Origin of the sequence: Paraburkholderia terrae, from assembly GCF_002902925.1 — a bacterium.
In the GTDB taxonomy this organism is placed as follows: Bacteria; Pseudomonadota; Gammaproteobacteria; order Burkholderiales; family Burkholderiaceae; genus Paraburkholderia; species Paraburkholderia terrae.
On sequence record NZ_CP026113.1, the window covers coordinates 453,465 to 478,965 of the forward strand.

At 59.8% G+C, this 25,501-nt stretch carries 24 protein-coding genes and 1 pseudogene; 11 read left to right on the plus strand and 14 right to left on the minus strand.

All coding sequences use genetic code 11. The features are described from left to right. The first annotated feature begins 35 nt into the window (after window positions 1-35). Window positions 36-977 carry a LysR family transcriptional regulator gene (locus tag C2L65_RS31770; RefSeq protein WP_042316066.1) on the plus strand — a complete coding sequence of 314 codons (942 nt, stop codon included), beginning with the start codon at window positions 36-38 and terminating at the stop codon, window positions 975-977. Window positions 978-1,367: 390 nt separating this feature from the next. On the opposite strand, the gene C2L65_RS31775 is transcribed toward C2L65_RS31770, so the two are convergent. From C2L65_RS31775 to C2L65_RS31785, 3 genes are all read right to left on the minus strand, one after another. Further along, window positions 1,368-2,108, minus strand: a complete 741-nt coding sequence (locus C2L65_RS31775; protein WP_103254662.1) for an SDR family oxidoreductase — start codon at window positions 2,106-2,108, stop codon at window positions 1,368-1,370. Between the two features lie 130 nt (window positions 2,109-2,238). Then, window positions 2,239-3,084: an isocitrate lyase/PEP mutase family protein gene (locus C2L65_RS31780; protein ID WP_345789602.1), complete on the minus strand. Its 846-nt coding sequence runs from the start codon at window positions 3,082-3,084 to the stop codon at window positions 2,239-2,241. Continuing rightward, a complete protein-coding gene (locus C2L65_RS31785; RefSeq protein ID WP_042316048.1) occupies window positions 3,081-4,256 on the minus strand; it encodes an MFS transporter in 1,176 nt (391 codons plus the stop codon). The genes C2L65_RS31780 and C2L65_RS31785 overlap by 4 nt, the downstream gene beginning before the upstream one ends. Before the next feature lie 149 nt (window positions 4,257-4,405). On the opposite strand from C2L65_RS31785, the gene C2L65_RS31790 reads away from it, so the two are divergent. Beyond that, on the plus strand, window positions 4,406-4,924 hold the full coding sequence (locus C2L65_RS31790; protein ID WP_042316051.1) for a winged helix-turn-helix transcriptional regulator: 519 nt from the start codon (window positions 4,406-4,408) through the stop codon (window positions 4,922-4,924). An 83-nt stretch (window positions 4,925-5,007) separates the two neighbouring features. Here C2L65_RS31790 and C2L65_RS31795 read toward each other — a convergent pair whose 3' ends face one another. Further along, entirely contained in the window at window positions 5,008-5,910 is a 903-nt protein-coding gene (locus tag C2L65_RS31795; protein WP_267895453.1) for a LysR family transcriptional regulator, read from the minus strand. A gap of 90 nt (window positions 5,911-6,000) precedes the next feature. Here C2L65_RS31795 and C2L65_RS31800 point away from each other — a divergent pair, with 90 nt between their 5' ends. Then, complete coding sequence (locus C2L65_RS31800) at window positions 6,001-6,504, plus strand: DUF1993 domain-containing protein (RefSeq protein WP_042316056.1); 504 nt, start codon at window positions 6,001-6,003, stop codon at window positions 6,502-6,504. A 24-nt stretch (window positions 6,505-6,528) separates the two neighbouring features. Here C2L65_RS31800 and C2L65_RS31805 read toward each other — a convergent pair whose 3' ends face one another. Then, window positions 6,529-7,494, minus strand: coding sequence for a LysR family transcriptional regulator (locus C2L65_RS31805; RefSeq protein ID WP_042316058.1), 966 nt, complete (start codon window positions 7,492-7,494; stop codon window positions 6,529-6,531). Window positions 7,495-7,600: 106 nt separating this feature from the next. Here C2L65_RS31805 and C2L65_RS31810 point away from each other — a divergent pair, with 106 nt between their 5' ends. Together C2L65_RS31810 and C2L65_RS31815 are read left to right on the plus strand one after the other, a co-directional pair. Then, window positions 7,601-8,335, plus strand: coding sequence for an SDR family NAD(P)-dependent oxidoreductase (locus C2L65_RS31810; RefSeq protein ID WP_042316072.1), 735 nt, complete (start codon window positions 7,601-7,603; stop codon window positions 8,333-8,335). A gap of 72 nt (window positions 8,336-8,407) precedes the next feature. After that, window positions 8,408-9,007 (plus strand): NADPH-dependent F420 reductase, encoded by a 600-nt coding sequence (locus C2L65_RS31815; protein ID WP_042316061.1) that lies wholly within the window; start codon window positions 8,408-8,410, stop codon window positions 9,005-9,007. 386 nt (window positions 9,008-9,393) lie between these two features. Here C2L65_RS31815 and C2L65_RS46435 read toward each other — a convergent pair whose 3' ends face one another. Then, entirely contained in the window at window positions 9,394-10,212 is an 819-nt protein-coding gene (locus C2L65_RS46435) for a hypothetical protein (protein ID WP_208647229.1), read from the minus strand. A gap of 786 nt (window positions 10,213-10,998) precedes the next feature. On the opposite strand from C2L65_RS46435, the gene C2L65_RS47120 reads away from it, so the two are divergent. Continuing rightward, window positions 10,999-11,133 carry a hypothetical protein gene (locus tag C2L65_RS47120; protein ID WP_267895454.1) on the plus strand — a complete coding sequence of 45 codons (135 nt, stop codon included), beginning with the start codon at window positions 10,999-11,001 and terminating at the stop codon, window positions 11,131-11,133. Between the two features lie 462 nt (window positions 11,134-11,595). On the opposite strand, the gene C2L65_RS31830 is transcribed toward C2L65_RS47120, so the two are convergent. Next, the gene (locus C2L65_RS31830; RefSeq protein WP_042312899.1) at window positions 11,596-12,729 is read right to left on the minus strand and encodes a sensor histidine kinase; all 1,134 of its coding nucleotides are present in this window, start codon (window positions 12,727-12,729) and stop codon (window positions 11,596-11,598) included. A 257-nt stretch (window positions 12,730-12,986) separates the two neighbouring features. Next, a complete protein-coding gene (locus C2L65_RS31835) occupies window positions 12,987-13,226 on the minus strand; it encodes a type II toxin-antitoxin system ParD family antitoxin (protein ID WP_081921276.1) in 240 nt (79 codons plus the stop codon). Window positions 13,227-13,420: 194 nt separating this feature from the next. Here C2L65_RS31835 and C2L65_RS31840 point away from each other — a divergent pair, with 194 nt between their 5' ends. Beyond that, entirely contained in the window at window positions 13,421-14,623 is a 1,203-nt protein-coding gene (locus C2L65_RS31840; protein WP_042312897.1) for a hypothetical protein, read from the plus strand. A 112-nt stretch (window positions 14,624-14,735) separates the two neighbouring features. Here C2L65_RS31840 and C2L65_RS31845 read toward each other — a convergent pair whose 3' ends face one another. Together C2L65_RS31845 and C2L65_RS31850 are read right to left on the minus strand one after the other, a co-directional pair. Beyond that, window positions 14,736-15,215 carry a hypothetical protein gene (locus C2L65_RS31845; RefSeq protein WP_042312896.1) on the minus strand — a complete coding sequence of 160 codons (480 nt, stop codon included), beginning with the start codon at window positions 15,213-15,215 and terminating at the stop codon, window positions 14,736-14,738. A 242-nt stretch (window positions 15,216-15,457) separates the two neighbouring features. Further along, entirely contained in the window at window positions 15,458-17,104 is a 1,647-nt protein-coding gene (locus tag C2L65_RS31850; protein ID WP_042312894.1) for an alpha-amylase family protein, read from the minus strand. A 47-nt stretch (window positions 17,105-17,151) separates the two neighbouring features. On the opposite strand from C2L65_RS31850, the gene C2L65_RS31855 reads away from it, so the two are divergent. Beyond that, window positions 17,152-18,726 carry an alpha-amylase family glycosyl hydrolase gene (locus tag C2L65_RS31855; RefSeq protein ID WP_042312892.1) on the plus strand — a complete coding sequence of 525 codons (1,575 nt, stop codon included), beginning with the start codon at window positions 17,152-17,154 and terminating at the stop codon, window positions 18,724-18,726. A 173-nt stretch (window positions 18,727-18,899) separates the two neighbouring features. Here C2L65_RS31855 and C2L65_RS31860 read toward each other — a convergent pair whose 3' ends face one another. After that, window positions 18,900-19,502 (minus strand): TetR/AcrR family transcriptional regulator, encoded by a 603-nt coding sequence (locus C2L65_RS31860; RefSeq protein ID WP_042312890.1) that lies wholly within the window; start codon window positions 19,500-19,502, stop codon window positions 18,900-18,902. A gap of 127 nt (window positions 19,503-19,629) precedes the next feature. Between C2L65_RS31860 and C2L65_RS31865 the strand changes: the two genes are divergently transcribed. The 3 genes from C2L65_RS31865 to C2L65_RS31875 all read left to right on the plus strand — a co-directional run bounded on the left by C2L65_RS31865 (window position 19,630) and on the right by C2L65_RS31875 (window position 21,655). Further along, complete coding sequence (locus C2L65_RS31865; protein ID WP_042312888.1) at window positions 19,630-20,553, plus strand: NAD-dependent epimerase/dehydratase family protein; 924 nt, start codon at window positions 19,630-19,632, stop codon at window positions 20,551-20,553. A gap of 2 nt (window positions 20,554-20,555) precedes the next feature. Further along, entirely contained in the window at window positions 20,556-20,900 is a 345-nt protein-coding gene (locus C2L65_RS31870; RefSeq protein ID WP_042312919.1) for a DoxX family protein, read from the plus strand. Window positions 20,901-21,460: 560 nt separating this feature from the next. After that, the gene (locus tag C2L65_RS31875) at window positions 21,461-21,655 is read left to right on the plus strand and encodes a hypothetical protein (protein WP_007749515.1); all 195 of its coding nucleotides are present in this window, start codon (window positions 21,461-21,463) and stop codon (window positions 21,653-21,655) included. 105 nt (window positions 21,656-21,760) lie between these two features. Here C2L65_RS31875 and C2L65_RS31880 read toward each other — a convergent pair whose 3' ends face one another. The 3 genes and pseudogenes from C2L65_RS31880 to C2L65_RS31895 all read right to left on the minus strand — a co-directional run bounded on the left by C2L65_RS31880 (window position 21,761) and on the right by C2L65_RS31895 (window position 25,289). Then, window positions 21,761-22,063: a hypothetical protein gene (locus tag C2L65_RS31880; protein ID WP_233446694.1), complete on the minus strand. Its 303-nt coding sequence runs from the start codon at window positions 22,061-22,063 to the stop codon at window positions 21,761-21,763. 1,024 nt (window positions 22,064-23,087) lie between these two features. Then, complete coding sequence (locus tag C2L65_RS31890) at window positions 23,088-24,029, minus strand: cation diffusion facilitator family transporter (protein WP_042312885.1); 942 nt, start codon at window positions 24,027-24,029, stop codon at window positions 23,088-23,090. Between the two features lie 30 nt (window positions 24,030-24,059). Then, a pseudogene (locus C2L65_RS31895) lies at window positions 24,060-25,289 on the minus strand (Nramp family divalent metal transporter). Window positions 25,290-25,501 lie beyond the last annotated feature (212 nt).

Below are 25,501 nucleotides of genomic sequence, written 5' to 3' on the forward strand. Positions count from 1 at the left end.
GGGTAGCAACAACTGAGGACGCAACGTTTGTGGCGATAAAGCTTTCGTTTGAAGTTCTTGCGGTCCTGGACGCGATTGACCGCACTGGCACATTCGCTGAAGCAGCAACGTCGTTGCATCGAGTTCCTTCGTCACTCACGTACCTCGTGCAGAAGCTGGAAGGCGATATGAACGTCGAGCTTTTCGATCGCAGCGGCAGACGAGCAAAACTCACGCAAGCCGGTCGCTTCCTTGTCGATGAAGGGCGGCACCTTTTACACGCTGCTCGACATCTGGAAATCAGAACAAAGGGAATACAAGACGGCTGGGAATCGGAGCTGCGGATATGCCTCGACGCAATCTTGCCTTCCGCATCTTTGTGGCCGTATGTACGTGCCTTCTACGATCTCGAGATGGTTACCCAACTACGCCTTTCCACCGAGGTGCTTGGGGGAGTCTGGGATGCGCTGATTACCCGACGGGCCGATCTGGCCGTGGGTGCATTTGGTGAGCCGCCGCATGCCGCCAACATCGCAGCTCGACCAATCGGCACGCTCCGACATGTGTTCGTCGTTGCACCGGACCATCCACTCGCAGGCATCCTCGAGCCGCTGCGAAGCGAGACGATCGCAAGATACCGAGGTGTTGTCATAAGCGACACTTCGCGCAAACTGCAACCTCAACCGGTGGCCAAACACGATGGACAGATGATGATTGTCGTGCCGACACTGGGCGCGAAGGTTGAAGCGTTGTGCGAAGGTATCGCTGTCGGAATGCTGCCCGAGCGTGTAGCGGAAGGGCCGATCCATGAGGGGAGACTCGTCGCCCGACGCATTGTCGGCGTGCGTGAACTGACAAATTGCTACCTGGCCTGGCGCGAAGACAAGGTGGGGCGAGCATTGGAGTGGTGGATCGAGCGACTTGACACGTCCGATTTGGCTGAGCGGTTCCTGGCGGGACTTGGTGACACGAAAGAACAGCAATCGTCCGGTCAATAGGCACGACCCGGCCACGAGGAGGCAGTCGTCCGGCGCTACCGAATGGCCGGTCATGGCGTGAGCGGACGTTCCTGTTTGCGGACGCAATGGCTCCTCTGGGCCGTTCACGGAATTTCGACACGGCAAGAGGGAGAGCGAGTCGAGGATAGGCGATGATCTTCCGCGACCGGCCAAAAGGTACCGCTAAACACTCGCCCGCGAACGACAGCTTCGTCGCGATCAGCAAACTTCAGCGCGATGCAGCAGACGCGACAATGCGGAGCTTTTGCCGTGTAGCCAAAGACCGCATGCGACCGCCAGGCCGGGCCTCGTGCGCCTGCGCGGCATGCGCATTCGAGTACGAATCGCTACTCGCGCGTATGCTGGCCACACCGACGCCTGTGTCGACCCTTAAGCGTTGGCGCCACCGTCGACGGTGAGCGTAGCGCCCGTGATGTAACTGGCGTTGGCGCTCGCAAGGAAGACCACCGCCTGCGCAATGTCTTCGCCTTTGCCGTAGTCGCCTGTGGCCGTCAGTGATTTCAGTGTCGACGCGAACGGACCTTCGACCGGGTTCATATCTGTGTTTATGGAGCCAGGCTGGACGAGATTTGCCGTAATTCCTTGCGGGCCGAGTTCTCTCGCCAATCCTTGGGTGAACGCAACGAGAGCGGACTTTGAGCCAGCATAGATGCCGAGCATCGAGGCCGGTACGCGGTCGGCAAAGTAACTACCGATCGAAATAATTCGCCCTCCCGTCCTCAGGTGGGGGATTGCGGCTTTTGCGGCCAGGATCGGAGCACGCACATTGACGTTAAGCGTCGCGTCGATGTCTTCGATGGAAATATCCTTTACATCGCCCATCCGAAGAATGCCGGCGTTGTTCACCAGGATATCGAGCCCACCCAATGCTTCGACGGTCTTCTGTACGGACGCCTGAACGGCCGTTGCATTTGCGCTATCAGCCTGGATTGCGATACTGCGGCGGCCTTCCGCTTCGATCGCCTTCACAACGCTGGCGGCCTGCTCTGCCGAATTTTCATATGTGATCGCCACGTCTGCGCCGGCGGCGGCTAAAGCCTTCGCAATTGCAGCCCCGATACCCCGACTCGCCCCTGTGACCAGAGCGCGTTTGCCTTTAAGCATCATCAAAAACTCCATTGTGTGTTGAGTAATGAAAAGTGGTATGGGCGGACATCAGCGTGTACCCATGAATGCATGTATCGACCAGCACATAGTCGGATAGACAGAAGCGGTCGAAGTCTCGGGACACATCTGCTGCTCACGGATTCGTCACTCTGGCGAACAGGTTCTGAATCTCGGAATACGGCAGGGGATTGTTATCGAGCGCCTCAGAACGACCATTGTCGAGAAAGTCTTGCGCGAGGGTCTTCGCTTTGCCGAGCACGACTTGCGAGATACCGCTACCTGCACTTAACCGCCGCACGCCCAGCTTTCCGAGGGTCGCTGCGTCGGCGAGCCTTGGTACGGCCATGACGTTAAGAGGCAGTCGGGTTGCGCCGACGATCGTCTCGATATCGGATGACTGCACGAGGGCAGGAAGGAAAAGACCGTCCGCACCGGCTGATGCATACAGATTGCCGCGACTAATCGACTCTTCCGGCTGCTTCGATTTTTCAGCGAGGCCTGCAAGAAAGACGTCGGAGCGTGCGTTGACGAAGAGATCCGAACCCGACTTCACAAGGGCGTCCTTGATCGCCTCGATCTTCAAGGCGAGAAGCGATGCCGGGTCTGAGCCGTCTTCGATATTGATGCCGGCGATGCCGAGATCCACCAGTTGCATGACATGGTCCGCAACGGTCTTCGGATTGTCGGAGTAGCCATTCTCGATATCGACCGACAAGGGCACGTTCAGCACGCGGACGATACGCCGAACTGAAGCGATAACCTCATCGAAAGGCAGTATGCGGCCGTCTGGATATCCCAATGCCCACGCAAATCCGGCGCTTGTCGTGGCAATGGCAGATGCACCCAACGCCTCAACGAGACGTGCGCTGCCGGCATCCCAGACATTCGGCAAGCGGAGCGGGATCGAATTGTCGTGCAGCTGACGAAATGTGCTTGCATTAGACATTGCTTTTTTCCTCGTAAAGGGATTGAAACTCAAGCCGCTACGGCGCCTTTTGCTGTTTTTGCAAACGATGCGATACGGCGCGTCGCGAGCCCGGAGACAAGGATCGCGATGACCACGGGAATGCTGGAGAGATACCCCAGGTTATGGCTGCCGATGACCGGGATCACAGCAGCACCGAGAGCCCCAGCAATGGACACACCTACATAAGTCGCTGAAGTATTGAGGCCGACCAGCACAGCCGTCATCGGCGGATTCAGGCTCGCGAGGCGGAACTGTTGCGGCACCAGCACACCCCACGCACAGGCGCCCCAGATCGTCACTGCGATCGCTGCACTCCAGAGATGTGCGCCGGTGATCGGCATCGTGAGGATGACGATTGCAACGATAGAGAGTTTGATCAGAACGACTTTGTGCGAACCGATTTTGTCGAGGATCCGTCCCGTCAGCAGATTCGAGAAGGTTCCTGCCAGTCCCCATAGCACAAGCAATCCACCCAGCACAGGGGCGCTGTGGCCGATCGCGCGATCGAACACAACGGAGAAGTAGCTGAAGATGATGAAGGTGCCGATCTGGGCAAGCACCGTCGTCGTGAGCGTGAGTCCGACGCGGGAATCGGTGAGGGGCGACAGGCGTTCGCGCAGCGAGATGGCGGGCGGCAGCGGCACTTCAGGCAGGAACGCGAGAACACCGGCGAACGCGGCTGCACCGAGTGCAGCAACGAGCACCAGCGTCCAATGCCAGCTTGCGAGCCCGCCAATCACGGCACCGATGGGCGAGCCCAGCGCGGTAGCCGTCGTCAGTCCCGCCACGATGATGGACAAGGCGTACCCGCGACGTTCTGGCGGCACCAGTGACGCGCCCGTTCCGCTGGCAGTCGGCGAGAACATCGCTGCACCAAGACCTGCGAAAGCTCGTGTGGCTAAGGCGATGCCGAGATTCGGCGCCACGATGGTGCCGAGATTGGCGATGACGAATAATCCGATGCCGCTGAGCAGAAGACGCTTTCGTGGAACGTTCGCAGCAAGCGCTGCGATGGTCGGACCGAGCAGCGCGTAGCTCAGCGCATACACGCTGATCAACTGGCCAGCAGCGCCGATGCTCACGCCAAACGAGTGCGCGATTTCAGGCAGGATGCCCGCGAAGACAAAGCTGTCAGTGCCGAGCGCGAACATACCAAGTGAGAGTGTTAGAAGGCGGCGATCCATGTCGGCTTCTCCAGAAAGATTGCGAATTAAGTCTCGTGACGAAACTATAGGGAAGCCCACTGCATCGCACTACGGGCCGAAACCGGGAAGCTGTTCCCCGCAATCTGGTTAAGTTGCGTGACGAAACCTGGGCTACGATACGGTCCATCATGTATAGAAAACGCTTCGATGGAATGGACTGCTCGATCGCTCGCGCCCTCGATGAGGTGGGCGAGTGGTGGACGCTACTGATCGTTCGCGAATGCACGCAGGGCAGCAGGCGCTTCGACGAATTTCAGAGCGGGCTTGGTATCGCCCGGAATGTCCTCACGGCACGGCTGGAACGTTTGATCGAGCTGGACATACTCGAACGCTTCCCGATCGCGGAACGTGCAAACACCTTTGGTTACCGGTTGACCTCGAAGGGGGCGGACTTATACCCGGTGCTGGTCGCGCTGATGCAATGGGGCGACAAGTGGCTAAGGCCCAATGGCAAGCCGCCGATCGCATTGGTGGAGCATGCGAGTGGGAATCCCGTAGAAGTCGTAGAGGTACGCGCAACGAACGGGCAAGCGCTGACGTATCGGGACGTTCGCTTTGCTGCGGGTCCCGGTGCGACGAAGGCGACGCGGGACGTCATCGAGAACCGGAATGACCGGGTACTTGGTGACCAGAGCGAGGAGTCGTGAGCTTTGACGGCTGCCGGCCTTATCCGGGAAGCCTCGGGCACGCGGTCAGGCCGTGACGGCGTGCGGAGGGCAGCGAAACAGCGCTAGTGCCGCTTCTGCTTGCCGAATCTGGACAGCGATTGCCTGAGTTTGGGCGCCGCAAAGTCGATGAAATGACGCAGTTTGATGGCCATGAGATTTCTGGACACATGCACCAGATGGACGGGCACTGGCTCGATTTCAAACTGCGGCAGGAGGATCTCGAGTTGCCCGCTCCGGATCGCTTCATCGGCATCGTGCTCGAATACGTAGGTGATGCCTGCGTTGTCCACGGCGGCGCTGACTGCGGCGTCGGGTGTCGTGACCTCGAGCCGGGGTTTCACGCCGAGTACATAGGTTTTATTCGTCGTGGGAAGGCGGAAGCGCCACGGCGACAGATACGGGCTATTGAACACGACGCACGAATACTTCACGAGATCGTCGGGTTCGCGCGGCGGCGTGTGGTTGGCAAGGAAGGCCGGACTCGCGCAGACGATCGGCCGCAACGAACCGATGCGCGTGGCGATCATGCTGCTATCCGCGAGTTCTCCGATCCGCAATGCGAGATCGGCGTGCGAATCGATGAGGTCAAGATTTCGATCGGAGAGAAGGAGCCGAACGCTGATGTCCGGATACTGCGCGAGGAACTGATTGATAACGGGCAAGATATGCAGCCGACCGAGTTGCACGGGCGCAGTGACGACCAGCTCTCCTTTTGCCGTCGCGAACTCGCCCGTGGCTTCGCGCTCCTGCTCGCGAACGAGATCGAGGATGCGTCGAGCCGCCGCGACGTATGACATGCCCGCGTCGGTCAATGTCAGTTTCCGGGTGGTTCGTATCAGCAACCGGGTTCCAAGCAGCTCCTCGAGATCGGCAACTTTGCGAGTGAGCGTGCTGGCAGGTATTTTCAGTTCGCGCGCCGCCGCCGACAGGCTTCCTCTGTCCACAGCGGTCAGCAACATTTCCATGGCTTCTAGTCGGTCCAACGCGTTCGCTCACGTGGGAATAGGTCGCAGTATTGTAGGGGAAGTTGTCACTCAAAAGCTGGGGAGAGTCCGATGTATGCACAAGCTATCGCGCAATGCGTGCAAGCAGTAAAAACAATGGAGACGTATCTCGACAAGGCGGAGCGCTTCGCGAATGCGAAGAAGTTCGATGTTGCCGTTCTGCTATCGACCCGCCTCGCTCCCGACATGGGCGGGTTGCTCTATCAGATACAAAGCGCGTGCGACTATTTAAAGGGCGGCGCGGCCTTTCTTTCAGGGCAGCAGCCACCGCGACATGAAGACAATGAGCAAACGCTTGATGAAGCGCGTGCGCGCATCCGCAAGACAATCGACTTCGCTGAAAGCGTGGCGGTAGACCAGTACGCCGACGCAGCCAATCAGATCGTAAAAGTATCCTGGGTGCCAGGTAAGCTGACTGGCGAAGACTATCTGCTGCAGATTGTGATTCCGAATGTCTACTTCCATGTCGCCATGGCTTACGCAATTTTGCGCACGAATGGCGTCGGCGTCGGGAAGCTGGACTTCATTGGTTCGGTCGATGCCTTCGATGCCTGACTGGCAGGCCCTACTGACTGTTGCTCACGCGCGGCGGGCCTTCGGGCTTTTCTTGCCTTTGCGTGAGAAGGAGCGCTGGCTGGCATCCTTTGTCAAGCGGTGAGGATTGCCAAGGAGCTCGACCAGCCGTGTCTCGCATTCGGAAAACGAGTACCCGCGTCGCTGCGAGACCATAAAGGTGAGGGGGCGCATATGCCATGCACGCCGTCGGAGTTCGACTAGTGTTCCATTCGCGAGGTCTTCCGCAACCAGATGATGCGGCATGTGCCCCCAGCACAAGCTTCCCCTGAGCAGATCATGCTTCGCGCCGAGGTCATTCACCAGCCACTGACGCTCGCTGGCGACCCCCTGTTGTGTCTTTTCCGCATCGGGCTGATTGTCGGTTACGACGAGCTGGATATGCCGGCCAAATTCCTCCCGCGGGATCGGCCCCGCGATTGCGGCCAGCGGATGCGACGGCGCACAGACGGTCACCATCTGCGCTTCACATAAATGCTGCCTTTCTATGGTGCCCGGGCTCACCTCCGGCACGTCCGTGATTGTCACCGCCAATGCGCACGTGCCTTCGAGAACCAGACGCTCGCCGCCCTGCATGGTCGTCATGCGCAGATTGATTGCAACCGTTGGAAAGTCCGCCTGCAGGGTGCGCAGGCATTCAATCAGGTGCGCGCGCGGAAAATAGGTATCTACGGCAATTGAGACCTGTGGGACGCCGGCTTCAGCAATCGAAACCGCGCGCATCTTCATTTCCTCGGTGCGTGAGATCACCCCGCGAGCATCAGGCAGAAGGCTGCGGCCCGCAGCTGTAAGCGTCGCTTTGCGAGCGTTGCGCTCGAACAGCAACACATCGAAAGCACTTTCAAGCGCGCTGATCGCGTGACTGATCGCGGACTGTGCGCGCATCAGCTCCCGTGCGGCCCCGGAAAAGCTTCCCTGGTCACACACGGCGACAAAGGCCCGAAGTTGATTGATGGTGACGTTGTCGAGCATAGGTATCTAAAAAGTAGATGGAACCTATAGATATTTAGTCAATTGGCTTCATGAATCAAGAGCTTCAGAATCGTGTCTGTCGCTTTTGTTTCGAAGGATGCATGACATGAACAGACTGAATGGAAAGACGGCCGTGATCACCGGCGGCGCTACCGGCATCGGCCGCGCCGCAGCAAAGCGCTTCATCGAGGAGGGCGCCTTCGTCTTTATCTTCGGCCGCCGGCAGGAAGCGCTCGACGCCGCTGTGGCCGACCTTGGGCCCAATGCCCGCGCGGTGAAGGGCTCGGTCTCCGATCTGGCCGACCTCGACCGACTCTATGCGGCGGTGAAGTCCGAGCGCGGAACCCTCGACATCGTCTTCGCCAATGCGGGGGCGGGAAGCCCGCTTCCGCTCGGCAAGATCACCGCCGGGCACATCGACGAAATCTTCGACACCAATGTGAAGGGTTCGATCTTCACGGTCCAGAAGGCGTTGCCGCTGATGGGCGAGGGCGGTTCGATCATCCTGACGGGATCGAGCGCCGGCACCACAGGCGCCCCGGCATTCAGCGCCTACAGCGCAAGCAAGGCGGCAGTGCGCAACCTCGCGCGGACCTGGGCGGAGGACTTGAAGGGCACCGGCATCCGGGTGAACGTGCTGTCGCCCGGGCCGACGGCGACCGAACTCGCGAAGGAGGCACTGGGCGAGGAGGGCATGAAGGTCTTCGCCTCGATGAATCCGCTTCAGCGCATGGCCGATCCGGCGGAGCTGGGGGCGGCGGCTGCCTTTCTCGCGTCCTCGGACAGCAGCTTCATGACCGGCAGCGAGATCGCCGTTGACGGCGGCCTGGCGCAAATCTGACGCGCTATGCCCGGCCGGTCACTCCATTCGATATCTGGAGCCCGTCGGGCGTGGTAAACCGAAGGAGAATATATGAGCTACGCAATCATTGGCTTCGGCAAGATCGGCCAGGCGCTCGCCAAGGCGTTTGCCCGAAGCGGCATCGAAGTGTCCGTTGCAACCACTCGCGACCCGGAAAGCTTTGCATCCGCTGCAGCCGCGATCGGACCCACGATCATTCCCAAAAAACTGGCGGAAGCGGTCAAGGCGGACATCGTCTTTTTGGCTGTCCGTTTCGAGTCGCACCAGGATGTCGCGAAGGCGCTGTCCACCTGGCAGGGGAAGACTATCGTCGATGTGACCAATGCCTACGGCGTGCCCCCTGAGGAACTGGGGGGACAACCGTCGTCTAGGGCCGTCGCGCAGGCCTTCACTGGCGGTAGGCTGGTTAAGGGCTTCAATCATTTGCCCGCGGCCGTCCTTGACCGGGACCCGGCCGTAAATGGTGGGAGAAGAGTCGTGTTCCTCGCGAGCGACGATGACGGCGCCGCAGCGGAGATTGCTGCGCTAGCGGAAAACCTCGGTTTCTCGCCGATCAAACTCGGCGGGCTTTTGGAAGGTGGACTGCTTGTGCAGGCGCGCGGAAATAGCTGGGGTCAACTGATCTTTAAGGACCTGGTCAAGTTCGATTGATGAATCGTGATCGCAAATTTCGATGCGATCTGATGAAGATCCGGGAGTACATCGACACGCAAGCACTGGCGAGGGCCTCAGAGATGGCGTGAGCCATTGGCCCTGTCAGATTGAGACCGATGCCACACAAACGATTCGTATGCCAGCGAGTACGGAATCGGTATTTGCTTGTTGCCGGCGAGCTGCATCGTCCCTGATGCTTTGCATGTCGTTTCTTCGTCGTTGACGCGATCGTGTCGGGCGTGCGTTGCACGCTGGAGGTATCGTGTCCGCGGCCCGGCGTGGGACCGTGTCCGGGCCACTTACGGTCACTCGACAGGCTGCCGAAAATCGCGTGCCGTGAGCGCGCCAGTCGCTTGCTTTTGTTAGGCCGGAGACCCATTTTTTTAATCAGAAGGCGGCCAATTACCTTGACCCGCCGCCGTGACCGCCCCCGCCCCCGCCCCCGCCGTTCCCGCCTGAACCGCCTCCGCCGTGACCGCCGGCACCCGCACCGCCCGCGCCTGCACCGCCTGCGCCTGCACCGCCTGCGCCTGGACCGCCCGCGCCTGCACCGCCTGCGCCTGGACCGCCCGCGCCTGCACCACCTGCGCCTGGACCGCCCGCGCCTGCACCGCCTGCGCCTGGACCGCCCGCGCCTGCACCACCTGCGCCGTGACCGCCCGCACCCGCGCCGCCCGCACCCGCGCCGCCCGCACCCGCGCCGCCCGCACCCGCGCCGCCTGCACCCGCGCCGCCTGCACCCGCGCCGCCTGCACCCGCGCCGCCTGCGCCCGCGCCGCCTGCACCCGCGCCACCTGCACCTGCGCCACCTGCACCTGCACCGCCTGCGCCGTGACCGCCTGCGCCCGCGCCTGCACCCGCGCCACCTGCACCCGCGCCACCTGCACCCGCGCCGCCTGCACCCGCGCCGCCTGCACCCGCGCCGCCTGCACCCGCGCCGCCTGCACCCGCGCCGCCTGCGCCTGCACCGCCTGCGCCTGCGCCGCCTGCGCCTGCACCGCCCGCGCCTGCACTGCCTGCACCCGCGCCGCCGGCGCCCGCACCACCTGCGCCCGAACCACCTGCGCCCGAACCACCTGCGCCCGAACCACCTGCACCCGAACCACCTGCACCCGAACCACCTGCACCCGAACCGCCCGCGCCCGAACCGACGCCACGACCACCTGCAAGGTGTCCTTCAGCCGATCGCAGTGAAGCAGCATTCGGAGAAGGTGCGTTGCGGTGATCGAACGAAGCGGAAGGCACAGGCGGGGCGAGCTCAACACTGCCAATTGCAGTTTCCCGGGCAGGAGGCGACGACGACGTCGCGACATGACCGGACGAAGACGCCTGTAGCGTTGGTGAAGTAGGGCGTGTGATCTCGGGCGCATGCCGCGGCGCGATTGCTCTCACGTGCGGCGCCGAATGGCGGCGATTCCGTGTGGCGGCATCGCGTGTTTCGGCAGGCCCTCGTGTAACCGACTGCGGCGCAGCAGAATCCGGAGTAGATCCAGCACGATGATCGGACGGAGCGGAAGACACAGGCGGGGCGAGCTCGACACTGGCAACTGCGGTGCCGCGAGCGGGAGGCGATGACGGCAGCGCGACATGACCGGACCAAGACGTGCTTTGCGCTGGCGACGTGGGTCCGACGATGCCGGGCGCCTGCTCATAGTCGAACCGGTCGCTATACGCGACGATACCCGTGACCACAACAGCCAATGCGCTTGCCGACGCAACCCCAAGCGCAAGGCGTCTGCCCCGCGCAGGCCGTGCGGCCTTGATGTCCGCATCCGGACTAACTGCACCCGAATGCGCAAGCTCTGCATGTCTGAACATTACAACCCGCTTAGGATCGTACCGTCTGATCCTTCATTTACTACGTTCATGTGCCGTCCCCTCGCGGGAGTGCTCATCGAAATGAGCCGCGGGACCGTTCTGCGTGTTCGACCCCTGGTTCCGCCAGGCAATGGGAGCGGTGTACGTTTTCTATCGTAAGCCTTTGAGCTATGGAAACGCTCGCCAACTTCCTGGCCGATCCGGACGGGTGGCGGGAGTCCGGCTTGCTGGATGACTCCGCAGTTGGCGACAACACGATGCAGGTAAAACATTCGCTGTGCCTGTTAAGCCGAACCCCCAATTGAACTGTGAGATCGTGGACATGGCATCGGCATACACAGGCCAGTCGACGCTTGCCGGCGTTTGGCAGGGGTATTCAGCGTGAGTCCGTTTCCGGGCTTGTAACCGGATAACAACAACCTTTGCGTGATGTAGCAAACGCTCGAATGTGCTGCTAAATCGCCAACTTCTTCACATGAACGGTATTCGACAGGCAGTTTTTCCCCGGCGCATAAATTGGCCGATGGCATGAACGCTGGAAGCTTCTCAGCCGTCGCGGCCGCGCCACACGAACGACGTAGGGCACTTCGCAGAGCCGGAAAGGTAGTGTGGACGATCGCCAGCTGTGTCTGTGACGCGGCGCATTCCACTGGTCTCGACGGATTTCATCGTCCGGCTTCACCCCACATCGCCTTCTTGACATAGCAGAGGAAGGGCGGTTTTCCGGGCGGCATAACGCTTCGCAGCGACGAACTCTCAGCTGCTTTTTACTCTTCCGCGCGTCCGCGTGGCAGCGACACAGAAAAGGTCGTTTCCGTATCGTCGGACCGCGTTTCGATCGCCCCTTGATGGGCCTTGGCGATTTCGGTTGCGATATACAACCCTAAGCCAAGGCTACCGATCCGCTCGTCTTCACTCTGACGATCGGGTCCACGCATCAAGGGATCGAAGATGCGGGCCAGCGTCGCGGTCCCGATCGCGGCCCCGCGGTTGCTGACATCGATACGGACATGCGTTGCGTCGCCAGTCACCGTCACACGTACAGGCGCGTCCTGTTCGCCATACTTGATGGCATTCAGAACAAGATTGCCGAGCAACTGCTGCAGACGCGGACCATCCCAGTCTCCCTGCGAGTCGCCATTGACCTCCAGATCAATCTGCCGGTCGGGATGAATGGCGCGCAACTCATCCACCTCGTCCGCAAGCACATCCGCCAGATTGATATTCGCCGGTATGACGTTGATGCCCAGGCCCAGCTGGGTCCGGTTAAATTCGGTGAGGTCGTTAAGTAACGCCTGCATCCGGGCGCCGCTACGTATCAGGCGGCCCGCGGCCTTCGATACCTGCTCGCCCGCATTGAGTACCGCCAGATAAGATGCGGTGACCTGAATCGCCTGCAAAGGGCTACGCATGTCGTGCCCCAGCATGCCAAGCAGCAGGTTGCGGTTCTGCTCGATCTGCGCGTTGAACGAGGTGACCGATTCGGCAAGCGCATGATCGATCGCTTCATTGAACCGTATGACATCGCCCAAATCAGGCGCTTCAGATTTGCAGTCGTCCATCCATAGACGAAGCACACTGGCGCGCAGGGCGCGATATTCGGCGGCGAGCTGGTTGACGCTTAATCCTGCCTGTGCGCGCAGGACGCCATGCTTTTGCGCAGCTGTTTCTTCTTCCGGATCGATCAGACCGGTACCTCGTCCCATGGATTTTTCGCGTTGGGCTTCGCGGGTTTGTGAGGTACGCAGGTCCATTGCCACATCCCGCAGCATCTCTTTCACATGCTCGCGCAGTTCCAGTGGTTCCATATGTCCCGCTGCCGGTAGAAGGGTGGCCGCGAATGCCGCCCACTGCTTCGCAATCGGCTCCAGGTCTCGCAAGATAAAGTCTGAAAGTCGCATGCCGGCCTCTCCGAAGCGTGAACTTGGCGTTGCGGGATCGTCCGCGTGCCTATGTGATGTGCAAACCGGTGACAGGCTTTCACGAGGGGACGAGCAGTCGCGAATGCAAAAGTCTCCTCGCCGGGATCGAAAATTGGTTCAGGGGGATGAGGCGACACGAGTACATTCACGAGGGCACGCTCACCAAAGGTTTCTGAACATGTGGGTACGCGCGATACGCCCGGTCATGCCGATGATCTGGAAATCACCAGATGACATTACTGTTCCTCCGATCCGGACCGGCGTGCGGAGCGAGTGCTGCCGTCGACGGGTTGACGATCGGTCAACCCGGACGGCGCCGCCGGCGCGCGGCGTTGGATAGTCTGTTCTTCGAGCAGGCGTAGCCCAGCTCGAACTACCTCGCTGGCGGTGCGATAGCGGCCCGCAGCCAGTTCGGACTTCACGAACGAATCCAGATGCTGAGTCAGTGAAACACTGATCGCATGCTTACTCGGCATAAGCTGTTCCTGCGCACCGTAGGGCCGTACTTTATCCTACCCGGCCCAAACGCGATGCACCACGGGATGTGCCCTGGGTTATCGCAAAGGATGGCCGAAGCCATCGGCCCCGCAACGTTTTGCGGGCACATGTGTTGCGTCTTCAGACCGTACAGCGGTCAAGAAAGGCCGCCGAAACTGGTAGGGAGACACACATGAGACAAACCGTGATAGGCGTGTACGACAGCTATGTCGACGCGTGTTCGGCGCAACGGGCGCTCTGCGAGGCCGGCGTGGCTCAGGCCGATATTTCCCTCTACTCGACGTCGGTCAGTACGCCAGTCGAGAAAGGGCCGCGTGTTTATACACCGGGCAGCGGCGGATTGCGCCATCAGACGCCGGTATTTGATCAACTTGAGCAATTGTTCGCACGGCTCTTCGAGAGTGGCGAGTACCCGCCGGAAGCGGAGGACTATAGGGAATTCATTCGCCGCGGTGGGACGATTGTCAGTGCGGACGTGTCCGAAATGCAGGTCGATCTGGCTCGCAATGTCATGCGCCGCATGGGTGCAGCTGACATTGAAGAGCGGGTGAACGCTTGGCGGAATGGGCCCGGCAAGGCAGACATCGCAATGGACTCGCTGCATCGCGGTCGCGCGACGGCGGGCGAACCTGCCGCACAACTGCGATCGTCAACCAGCGAACCGAGCGGAGCCGCGAGCGCCGAAGCAACACCAATGCTGCGGGAGGGAGGTGACGCAACGGAAACAACAGAACGCAGAATGGCATACGCGACGGGAGCGAGTGAAGCACCCGCCTCGCTGCGCGACACATCGTCAGCTCATGTCGTGCCGCCGGCTACCGGCGATGTCCCGGGCACCTGGAAAGATGAACCGCGAGACACTGCCTACCCGGCGACGGTCAGCGGGATGCAGCAGGTGACGACGCGTTCGACGGAGCCGGAGACACTACCTTCAATGCAACAGACGCAGCGACAGGTTTCGGCGGTACCCGATGTCGGGCTCGCTCGCACATCTTCAGATGTATCCGCACAGCTCAAAGGCAGCGTAACCCACCCGGCGGATAGCACCACGAACGCGGTACACCCCGAACGGTCGCGCACGACAGGTCTGGTGGGCGATCCCATCATGGGCACTCCGTTAGAAGATCCCTATGACGATGAGTTTCGAAAAGACTTCGACGCTCACTACGCGGATACAGGTAGCTCCTATGACGAGTATCGGCGCGCCTACACACATGGCGCCACGCTCGGACAGGACGAGCGATATCGCGAGCAGGACTGGCAACGGGTTGAGTCGAGCGCTCGCGAGGATTGGGAGTCGCGTTATCCTGAAAGCGGGTGGGAACGTTTTAAGACTGCCGTCCGGCATGGCTGGGAACGCGTCACGGGCCATTGACGCTGCTGCCTTCACATCGCGTTGATCGGTGATTCGGTCCACATCGCGTTCAAGACTTCTGGCGTAGGGGGCGAGCACTTTCGCCCGCCCCCTGGAAAGGCTCTATTGCGCTTTATTGCTTCATGGCGGCGTCGACCCGTTGATCGGCGGCTTTCTTGTTCGCGTCGTTCTGCGCCTCGACTTTTTCCTTGTCAGCCTTCGCCTGAGCAACGTTCGCATCGTTGGCTGCGTCGTGCTTTTTACGATCCGCTTTGGCCTGCGCATCGTGCTTCTTTTTGTCGGCCTTGGCCTGCGCCCGCGTTGCATCGGCGCGCGCATCAGACGCTTCCCTTGGCGTCGTTGCCTTTTCCATCTTCGCCGCCTTCTTGTCGGCGTCTGCCTGAGCCGAAGCCTTGTCTTCGTTCGCGGACGCCTGAGCCTTGTCGGCGTCGCTCTGAGCTTCGGCCTTCTTCTTGTTCGCAGTGGCCTGCGCTTCGCTTTTTTCGCTGTTTGCCTTCAATTGCGCTTTGCCGGCTTCCGATGGCGTCGCAGTTTGTGCGAACGCCGTGGAAACGAGCAATACGGATGCGAGAGCCGCGACAATCTTTTTCATGATCTTCCTCCCTTGGAATACACGGTTGTGGCGAGTGCTGTTCAGAAACATCCACCGTTCTCGAGGCGTAGTGAGCCACGGTTTTTTATCCGACGGTGCAAGCTGTTTCAAAGCAACCGACATGCCGCAGTTTGAGAGTCGGCACATGGATAAACAAAAGATGAGAACGTGCGTGAGAACAAATCGCAGAATACTTCGCAAAGAGGCCTAAATAATCTGGTCGACCTGCTCACGTGGCATTTCTATATTTCCGAACGCGTCAAGAGATAGTCGAGACCGCCGACCCGATACCACCGATAGCCATAAGGTTCGAGCACCACCGCGTGGCGACCGTCGGCGCCAGGCTGGCTGTGGTCGTCCGAAAGCAGATTGATCAGGCGGGAGCCCGAGCGAAACTTCACGGTGCATGCTTCGGCGCCGAAGTTATGTAGAAACAGCACTGAGTTGTTGCGCCAGTGATAACACAACGCGAACACATCGCTTCGCGATGTGCGCAGCACTTCGAAATCCCCCCAACTGATTTCGGGGACTTCCTTGCGCATGCGGATCATCCGCTCCATCCAGTTGAGAAGCGAATTCGGGTCGCGCCGCTGCTGGGCCACGTTGACTCGCTCAAAACCATAGGCGCCGCCGGATATGACGGATGTGGGCGGCTTTGTATGTTTGGTGAAGCCGCCCTGCGGTTCTGTCGACCATTGCATCGGAGTGCGCGCGCACGCTCGTTCGGGGCGGCGCAGGTCGTCGCCCATCCCGATCTCATCGCCGTAACGGAACACGGGCGTGCCCGGCAAACTGAGCATCAGGCTGTAGGCGAGTTCAAGGCGGCGTCTGTCGCCCGCCAGCATCGGGGCAAGCCTGCGTCGAATCCCGCGCTCATAGAGTTGCATGTTCGGCTCAGGGGCGAACGCAGCGAACACAGCAGCGCGTTGTTCTGGCGTGAGTCGACCCAGATCGAGTTCGTCGTGATTACGCAGGAACACGCCCCATTGTGCGCTCGACGGCCGTGGCTTCGTCGCGAGCAGCGCATGCTTCAATGGCTTCGTGTCACCCGTTGCAAGCGTGTAGAAGGTGTTCTGGTTGAGTTGAAAGTTGAACATCATGGGCAAGCGCTCGCCTGCGTCACCGAAATACTCCAGGTCTGTATTCGGGAGGACATTCGCCTCCGCCAGAATGATCGCGTCACCTTCACGCCATTGCAGGAATTCGCGAAACGTTCGCAGCATTTCATATTGCTCGACCGGTTGACGCACCTTCGGCCCCTTGGTTGCAATCACGAAAGGCACTGCGTCCATGCGGAATCCAGATACGCCTAGCTGTATCCAGAAGCCCATGATCTTCAGCAACTCAGCCTGAACATGAAGGTTGGAGGTATTCAGGTCCGGCTGAAAATCGTAGAAGCGATGGAAGTACCAACGCTTTGCACATTTGTCGAAACTCCATGTCGATTTCTGCACGCCTGGAAATACCACACCACGTTGTGCGTCTGGAGGCTTTTTATCTGACCACACATACCAGTCGCGATACTTCGAATCAGGATCGCTGCGTGCTCCCTTGAACCACGGGTGCTGGTCCGAAGTGTGATTGACCACGAGGTCGATGATCACCCGCAGGCCGCGCTCGGCACAGGCGTGAGTAAATTCGGCGAAGTCGCCGAGCGTGCCGTACTTCGGATCGACGTTGTAGTAGTCGGAAATGTCGTACCCATTGTCACGCCCGGGCGACGGGTGAATGGGCATCAGCCAGATCGCCGTCACGCCGAGCCCTTGCAAGTAGTCCAGCCGACGCATGACGCCCTGGAAATCACCTACGCCATCGCCATTCGCGTCCATGAAGGTGCCTACCGACAGACAGTAGATGATGGCGTTCTTGTACCAGAGGTCGTTGAGCATAGGGTCCGCACGTGGCGCCAGGCAGTTGACTATGAAGAGGAATTGACATGCCGGAGTTGAAGTGGTGGCAACGCGGTGTGATCTACCAGATCTATCCTCGCTCGTTTCAGGACAGCAATGGCGACGGCATTGGTGATCTTGTCGGCATTGATGCACGTCTCGAATACGTCTGTGCGCTGGGTGTGGACGCTATCTGGATTTCTCCCGTCTACCCATCTCCCATGGCCGATTTTGGCTATGACGTGGCGGACTACTGTGGCGTCGATCCGATGTTCGGCACCCTTCCGGAGTTTGAGCAATTGGTGATCCACGCCCATCACCTCGGCCTCAAGGTGCTGCTCGATTTCGTACCGAACCATTCGTCGAACCGGCATCCATGGTTCGAGGCAAGCCGCTCATCGCGTGACAATTCGAAGCGCGACTGGTATCTGTGGCGTGACCCCGCGCCCGACGGCGGCCCACCGAACAACTGGCTGAGCCGCATGGGTGGCTCCGCGTGGGAGTGGGATGAGCATACAGGGCAGTACTACTATCACGCGTTCCTGCGCGAGCAGCCCGATCTGAACTGGCGTAATCACGATGTGCGCCGGGCGATGGACGGCGTGTTGCGATTCTGGCTGGATCGCGGCGTCGACGGATTTCGCGTGGACGTGTTGTGGCTCCTCATCAAGGATGTCCAGTTTCGTGACAATCCACTGAACACCGCATATCGACCCGGTCAACCGGAGCATCATCGGCTATTGCAGAAGTACACCGAAGATCAGCCGGAAGTGCATGAGATCGTGCGCTCGATGCGGGCCACGCTGAATGAATACGGCGACCGTGTGCTGATCGGCGAGATCTACTTGCCGGTTGCGCAACTGATGAGATATTACGGAGCGGCCGGCGAAGGGGCGGACATGCCGTTCAATTTCCAGTTGCTCAACGCCAGATGGAACGCAGCCGTAATCGCCGGCATGATCCGGGATTACGACAGCGCGTTGCCCACGCATGCATGGCCAAACTGGGTGCTGGGCAATCACGACAATCCGCGGATCGCATCGCGCGTGGGTCCCGCGCAGGCGCGCCTGGCCGCCGTCCTGCTGCTGACGTTGCGAGGAACGCCGACGATCTATTACGGCGACGAAATTGGCATGACGGATGGGGACATCGAACGGGATCAGGTCAGGGACCCGGCTGAACTCAGGCAACCAGGCATGGGTCAGGGACGCGATCCCGAGCGCACGCCGATGCAATGGGACAGCTCGCTGCCGAACGCGGGCTTTACGGACGGCAGACCGTGGCTGCCCGTTGCGACTGGCTCGAGCGTACGCGAACAGGACGGTGACACGTCGAGCATGCTCTCGCTCTATCGGCGCCTGCTTATCTTGCGTCGCTGCAACGCCGCGCTCGTGCAGGGCACCATTGCGAATGTCGCCGCAAACGGTGACGTGCTGACTTATGAACGTCGATACCGTGATCAATCGCTCTTCATAGCGTTGAACTTCGGTGCCGAACACGCCGTGGTGCAGTCCCGGTCTGGCGTGGTGGTGCTATCGACGTCTGCACGGCGCGACGGCGAAGCCCTTGCGGCAGGCCCCAACCCTCTCGCAGCCGGGGAAGCAATCGTCGCCTCTGTTTGATTCTCCCCAACGCGAAGGCCTGCGGCCGCGAGCTGCGCGTATGAGAAGCGCGCCTGGATCATGCGGAAACCGATGCGCGAATGCGTTCGGAATCGGGAATGCAGTGTCTTGCTTCCCGCTCTACAAGCGGTTGCGCTCCGCATGCAGTGGCTCGACATCTTATGCGACGCTCCTTAGCGAAGTGCAGCCGCCACCGCCTCGTCAATCTGCAGCGCAAAGCGCGCGTCAACATCGTGTACCGTGAAGCCAATTGACAGTTCCAGATACGCGTCGCCTAGCACCAACTGAACGAATGTCGCTGCCCGCAATGCAGCAGTCGATTCGTCAAATCGCTTTCGCAGAATTTTTGCGGCGAAGGCACGCACGACCTTTGCACCGTTTTCGTAGAACACCTGGCCGAGTTCCGGAAGACGCTCGGCCTCAGCAACGATGGCCCGGTAAAGTCGGAGATTGTCCGGCGCGATAAGGTTTTGTACCAACACCCATCCCAACTCGCGCAACTCGACTTCGGGTGATTCATCCGATTGCTCGTTCTGAGCGCTGGCAAGAAATCCACCCACCTGAGCGCACATCGAGCTCACCAGACCAACGAAGAGCGCCTCCTTGGACTTGAAGTGGCGGTAGACCGTCTGTTTGCCGACACCAGCGGCCGCGGCGACATCGTCCATCGTTGCCAGGCCGAAACCCTGGCTTAAGAAAACGGTTTTCGCGCCGTCGAGGATGGCGGACCGCTTACGGCGTTGCAGCGGGCTCAGGTCGGGGAGAGAGGTGTTCATGTCAGATAAATAACAGATCGTCGAACAGTTGACAAGACTGACCAGTCTCGTTTAGATTTGTCACAACGAGACCGATCGGTCTCGTTTGTATGGCTACTCAACGTCGTAGCCATCATTGGAGAATGCTTTGAAACTGTTCATTACGGGTGGTACTGGCTTCATCGGGCAAGCGGTCGCGCGCAGGGCAATCAGCCGCGGCCATCAGGTGACGGCGCTGGTGCGCGACGACAGCTCGGCGGCCGCCAGCTCGCTGGCACGTCTCGGTGTGACACTGCATACGGGCGACCTGCGCGAGCCACCGTCTTTCGCTGCAACAGCCGGTGCCGCTGATGGCGTGATGCACGCCGCGTCGACCAACGATGCTTTCGCCGCTGCTGCTGATGAGGCTGCGGCTGTAGCGATGCTTTCGCATTTGCATCCGGGCGCGGCGTTCGTCTATACGTCGGGCACCTGGGTCTACGGCAATACGGAAGGGGAGCCCGTAACTGAAGCCTCGGCGCTGAACCCGACACCACTCATCGCCTGGCGGCCCGCAGTGGAGCAACAGGTGCTGGCGCTAGCAGCACGCCGCGCGATTGCTGCCGTGATCCTCAGGCCGGCGATGGTGCATGGCTACGGCGGCGGCATCTTTGGCATGCTTGCCGGCATGGTCCGTCAGACGGGCAGTGTGAGAGTCGTCGGCGATGGTCGCAACCACTGGCCTGCCGTTCACGTCGATGATCTCGCCACGGCTTACCTGAGCGCGGTGGAGCGGGCGGCAAGTGGGGACGGTCGAGTCGCTGGACAGATCTTTAACGTGGTCGCGGAAGAAGCCGTTGCCGTTGCCGAAATGGGTGAAGCGATTCGGGCCTCGGTCGGCGCCGATCGCGTCGAATATTGGCCGCTCGACGATGCTCGCAAATCGCTTGGGCCATTTGCTGACGCACTGGCGCTCGACCAGACGGTAAGCGGTCAACATGCCCGGCGAGTTCTTGCGTGGGAACCCCTTGGGCCTGGCCTGGTTGCGGACCTGTCAGTACAGAAGCACTTTCAGCAAAGCAACGGAGCATGACGATGGCGTTAAACACTGCTTCTTTCGATTCGATTCTCGCGACCATCGTAGCTGTTCTGTTCGCGGTTGCTGGGGTGGTCAATCTCGCGGGACGCGGCGCGGTGAAGCGCGACTTCGCGCGCTGGGGTTACCCGGCATGGTTTCATTTGCTCTGCGGCGCTCTTGAGCTGTTGTGTGCGGCGCTTCTTTTCGGGCAACAAACCAGAGTCTTGGGCCTAACGCTGGCCGGTGCGATCATGATCGGCGCGCTCTTCACATTGCTACGAAATCGGGAGCCGTTCCAGCATCTTGCCCCGGCGCTGATCTTCTCGGCTCTCGTTGTGGCTACTGTGGCGCTCCGCGGTTGAGGCTTGCTGGCCAAAAGGGCGAGTCAGCAATTCGTGCTGCGGGTGCTTGAAATGCGCACACGGATAGCGGCATTGGAGCAACTCCAACTTCATCACGAGCGTCATGCAGTGGCGCGAAGTGGTATTGCAAGGATGCCGGCCCCTTCGTTTCTGGACTGGGCGGCGTTACACATGCGTGCATGGTCGGAGAGCCTGGCTTTTCCGCATGACCGCCGAAGTCCTCGCGTTCACGTACCCGGTTGCATCCGGCTCTCGGTACAGTTAGACCAGTGCGTAGCTGACGCGAGCCGGTCGTGTTATCGATAGTGGAGACCAGTCCCGTGTGGTGTCACGCAGCCGCCATCATGCGAAAGCACGCTTGCGCCGCATAGCGGCAGGTCTTGCTCCGAAGATGTCCAATATGCGGGACGACCCGAATTGCCGCGTCCCGGACCTTCCTTTTACTATCAACTCCCACCGCATATCGCAGCCAGACGCGCCACCGGCCATACGTCGCCAAAAGCGAACGCCTTAACCGGCGCGATCCCTATCGCACCTAGTCGATCTATCAGGAGGCAGGCATGCTTAGCGCTCACGAATTTGCGACCTTGATGCTAGTCAAGGACTCCGCCGACCAGATTGCCGACCGGACGGAACTCGACGCGTTACTCGACCGTCAGCTGGTCGCAATGGAGCAGCTGGCAGGCGGGGGCGTGCTGCCTCGCGTGACCCAGGAAGGGGATTCCCTGCTTCGTACTCTTTCACGCATGCACTGACATGTCGATCCATATGGATGAAGGACCGCCCGGATTCGGCAGTCAGTGCGCCGTCGAATTGATGTGGGGGGACTGGTCTTTCGTTGCCATCCGCCGATAGAACCCTCAATGTCGATGATGCATCAGGTCGACGTAATGAGTATCAAGCCATCGGCTTGATCGTCCTTCGCGTGCGTTCCCGTGATGGCGGGTGGCAAGCCATAGCGTCACGCCGACCATCAACATCACGGCCGGACCCATCAGGTACGCCATAAACGTTTCACTCACGACATCCTCCTTCAGATCGGTCGCCGCACTTACATTCCAGGTGACGGCCTGCGCCAATGCGCACCCGCCCGTTGCCATTAGCGTTGCTTCGCATTGCAATAACCGGCGTGACGTCATGCCGGGAATCAAAGATTGATGCAAGAGTTCACCGCTCAGGCACAGGTTGGCAAAACTACTTCACTGCTGGAGATTCCGGTAAGTGCGTCAGCTTCACCAAGGATCGGGCGGAAAGAGATGATTGCTACAACTCTTTGTGAACGATTATGAAAATGCGTCTCAAAGTACTTTTCTTATCGCCTTTGTTCGACGGTGCTTTGAGTGGCTTGTGCGCTTGAATGCGGCGGCGAATCGGCGCAGACGCGTATTTCGACTGCAGATGAATTTTTCGGGACCTTGGCTCAATAGAAGGAGAAGGGGGTAGTCATCTGCTTCCGCGTCCTTGAGACATTGCGCTGTCGCCGGTTCGAATGCGACTGACAAATTATCTGGCGGATAGCGACGAGAACTTTGTCTCGCGTTTCCAGAGATCATTTAGTAACATTCATCAACGTTGCATTATTTAAAGTGGCGGCGGCCTGCCGTTCTCATGATAGGGAAAACTCCGGGTGAGACGCGAGAAAGAACGTGACACCGTTTGCGTCGCCGAAGGCTGTGCCCCCGTAATTCGGCACTTTAAGGCCGATGCTGCACGTCGGCCTATTTTTTGGAGGGGCGGACGAGGAGATTCACATAATCATCTAGTACTTTGCGTCGAATTAGTCGTTGCTGCTACAACGAAATGATTGAGAGAAACGCAAACAGGCGAGTGGCGAAAAGCAGTCGGCTCAAATCTACTCGCTCTCTGATTGAGACCAGATACACTCTCGAATTAGCCCGTGGATCATCGGTGATCGCGAGTACCCTTACTCGATCCTCCTTGATGCAGGCGATCGGAGAAACATTGTCTGCTTTTGTAGCGAATTACGGAACCGGGGATCTCGATGGTTTTGTCCTTGTCCTTAGCGAGCGATTAATTCAGCGCGATAGGGCTGATGCGGCAGAAATGATTGGCAACTGGAGACCGCCCGGGTCCCGATAATCGTGATGAAACTATCGACGCACGCAGCTGTTGGCGAAATACGAGGCAGTTGTCCGACGTCCCTCTTCAGTTCAACGTCTACCGACTTCAAAGCGGATTGCGCCCATGTTCGCGAAGCTCCGGTTCGAAGTAGATCCATCGGGCGGCTGGAAACTGCGACTTCGGTTCGTTTTCGATGCGGTCAATCGTGCGAACGAGGTCACTGGCACTGCCTTCGACCTCGAGCTCAGCTTGCACGGCGATCACGAGATCGTCCGCCCACTTCAACACCACGAGGCTCACCACGCGCCGGATTTCGGGCCGCGTCTTTAGCCATGTGTCCATCGATTCGAGGACATGTTGATGCGCGGATTCTCCGACGAGCAGCGACTTGATCTCTCGCATCGAGAACAACGCGGTACCCATCAGAACAATGCCCACCCCAATGCCGCCGATCGCATCGAATAACGAATTTCCGCTGAGCATCGATGCCACTACGGCGATGAGCGAAACAACCACTCCGACTACCGACGCGAAATCCTCGCCAACCGCGAGCATCACTGCTGGCCGACCACTTTCGCGAAACCAGTGCAGAAGGCCGTGCGCACGGTGACGCGGCTCGATCGTGCGAATCGTCGCGCGTAGCGCAATGCCTTCGATCACACCTGACGCACACAAGACACCGACTGCGAGATATGGACTGTCGAGTGGCGACGGATGAAGCGCACGAACAATTCCGACGCCGACAGAAGCAAGCCCGCCAACCACAAAAAGCTGCATCGCGACGAGCATGCCGTAGCCGTATTGTTCACGGTCAAAGCCAAACGGATGTTGTTCGTCCGGCTTTGTGCGCGCGCGGCGATGGCCGTAAAGCATGATGAGCTGGTTAAGGCAGTCGGCACTCGAATGAATCGCTTCAGCCAGAGCTGCTCCCGAATTTGTCAGCAACGCGACCACGTATTTGCAGGCGGCCACCGCGATGTTGGACGCGAGCGCATAGTAGATCGCGCGAGGGGTCGAGGAGGCGCTACCTCTTCGACTGACCTTCATTGTGCCGCCGTCATGGCTTTGCCCTTTGCCTCAGGTCGGCCAGAACATGCCGATCGCCGCCAGGCCCATTACGCCCGTTGCCAGCCATCCAATCCACAGCAACGCACCCTTCAGGGCAAACTTTCCCATCACGTATCGGCTGCCTGCCATCAGCATCACTAGCGCCATGATCGGCACGGCCGCGATCCCGTTGATGACGGCGCTCCAGTACAGCGCCTTGATGGGATCGAGATGCGCGAATGTGAGCGCAACGCCACCAAGAATTGCGACTGCAACAACTGCGTAAAACTGTTTCGCCAGGTTGACCTGCAAGGCAAGACTATTGCTTCATTTCAACGCGCCCGCCGCCGCATAGGCTGCCGACCCTGCGAGGACAGGCAAGGCGAGTAGTCCTGTTCCTACAATTCCAAGACTGAAGAGGGCAAACGCCATTTCTCCGGCGATCGGTTTAAGCGCGCTGGCTGCGTCGGCTGTCGTTTTCACCTCGACATGGTGGGCATGCAACGTCGCAGCAGCGGATAGTATGATGAAGAACGCAACGGCATTCGACAGCGCCATGCCAACCCACGTATCGATGTTGATCCGCTTGAGCTGGATGCTCGCCTGCAGCGGCGCGCGTAATAACGGTTGCTGGGACGGATGCGAACGGATCTCCTCGACTTCCTGAGAGGCCTGCCAGAAGAACAGATACGGGCTGATTGTCGTACCCAGCACTGCGACAACTGTCGTCAGATAGTCGCCTGAGAAGTCGACCGGTGGCTTGACGATACTCAGTCCCACCGCCTTCCAGTCGACCGGGATGACAAACGCCATGGCCACGTACGCGAATAGCGCAAGTGTCAGCCACTTCAGGAAGCGCGCGTAGCGCTCGTAGGTAACGAAGACCTGCAACAAGAGAGAGGCGGTGCCCAGAAGCACGACGTAAAGCTGGACAGGTCCACCGAGTACGAGCTTCGCAGCAGCACCCATGGCTGCAAGATCGGCGGCGATATTGATCGTATTCGCGACGAGCAGCACCGTTACGGCGGCATAGAGGATGGGCGCGGGATAGTGACGGCGGAGGTTTGTCGCGAGTCCCCGACCAGTCACACGCCCCAGCCGTGCGCTGACGGACTGGATCGCGACCATGAGCGGGTAGGTGAGTAGCATTGTCCAGAGCAGACCGAATCCAAATTGCGCGCCCGCCTGGGTGTAAGTTGCGATTCCGCTGGGGTCATCGTCTGCCGCGCCCGTAATCAATCCGGGACCGAGGCGCTTCATCCATGAGCGTTCCGCCTCATCTTCGACAACAAGCTCCGGTTCGGGCTGCCCGTTTTCGTATGTTTTCATGGTTACCGCCATTCGTCGCACGGGAAGGGCTCGACGTCGGCCCGTTACCGTTGACAGCAGTTTACGTGCCGCAACTATGGCCTTCGTCCAGCCGTCACTACATCATCGAAATGTTTGTAGCCTCCAGGCGCTTTCTCGAGTGG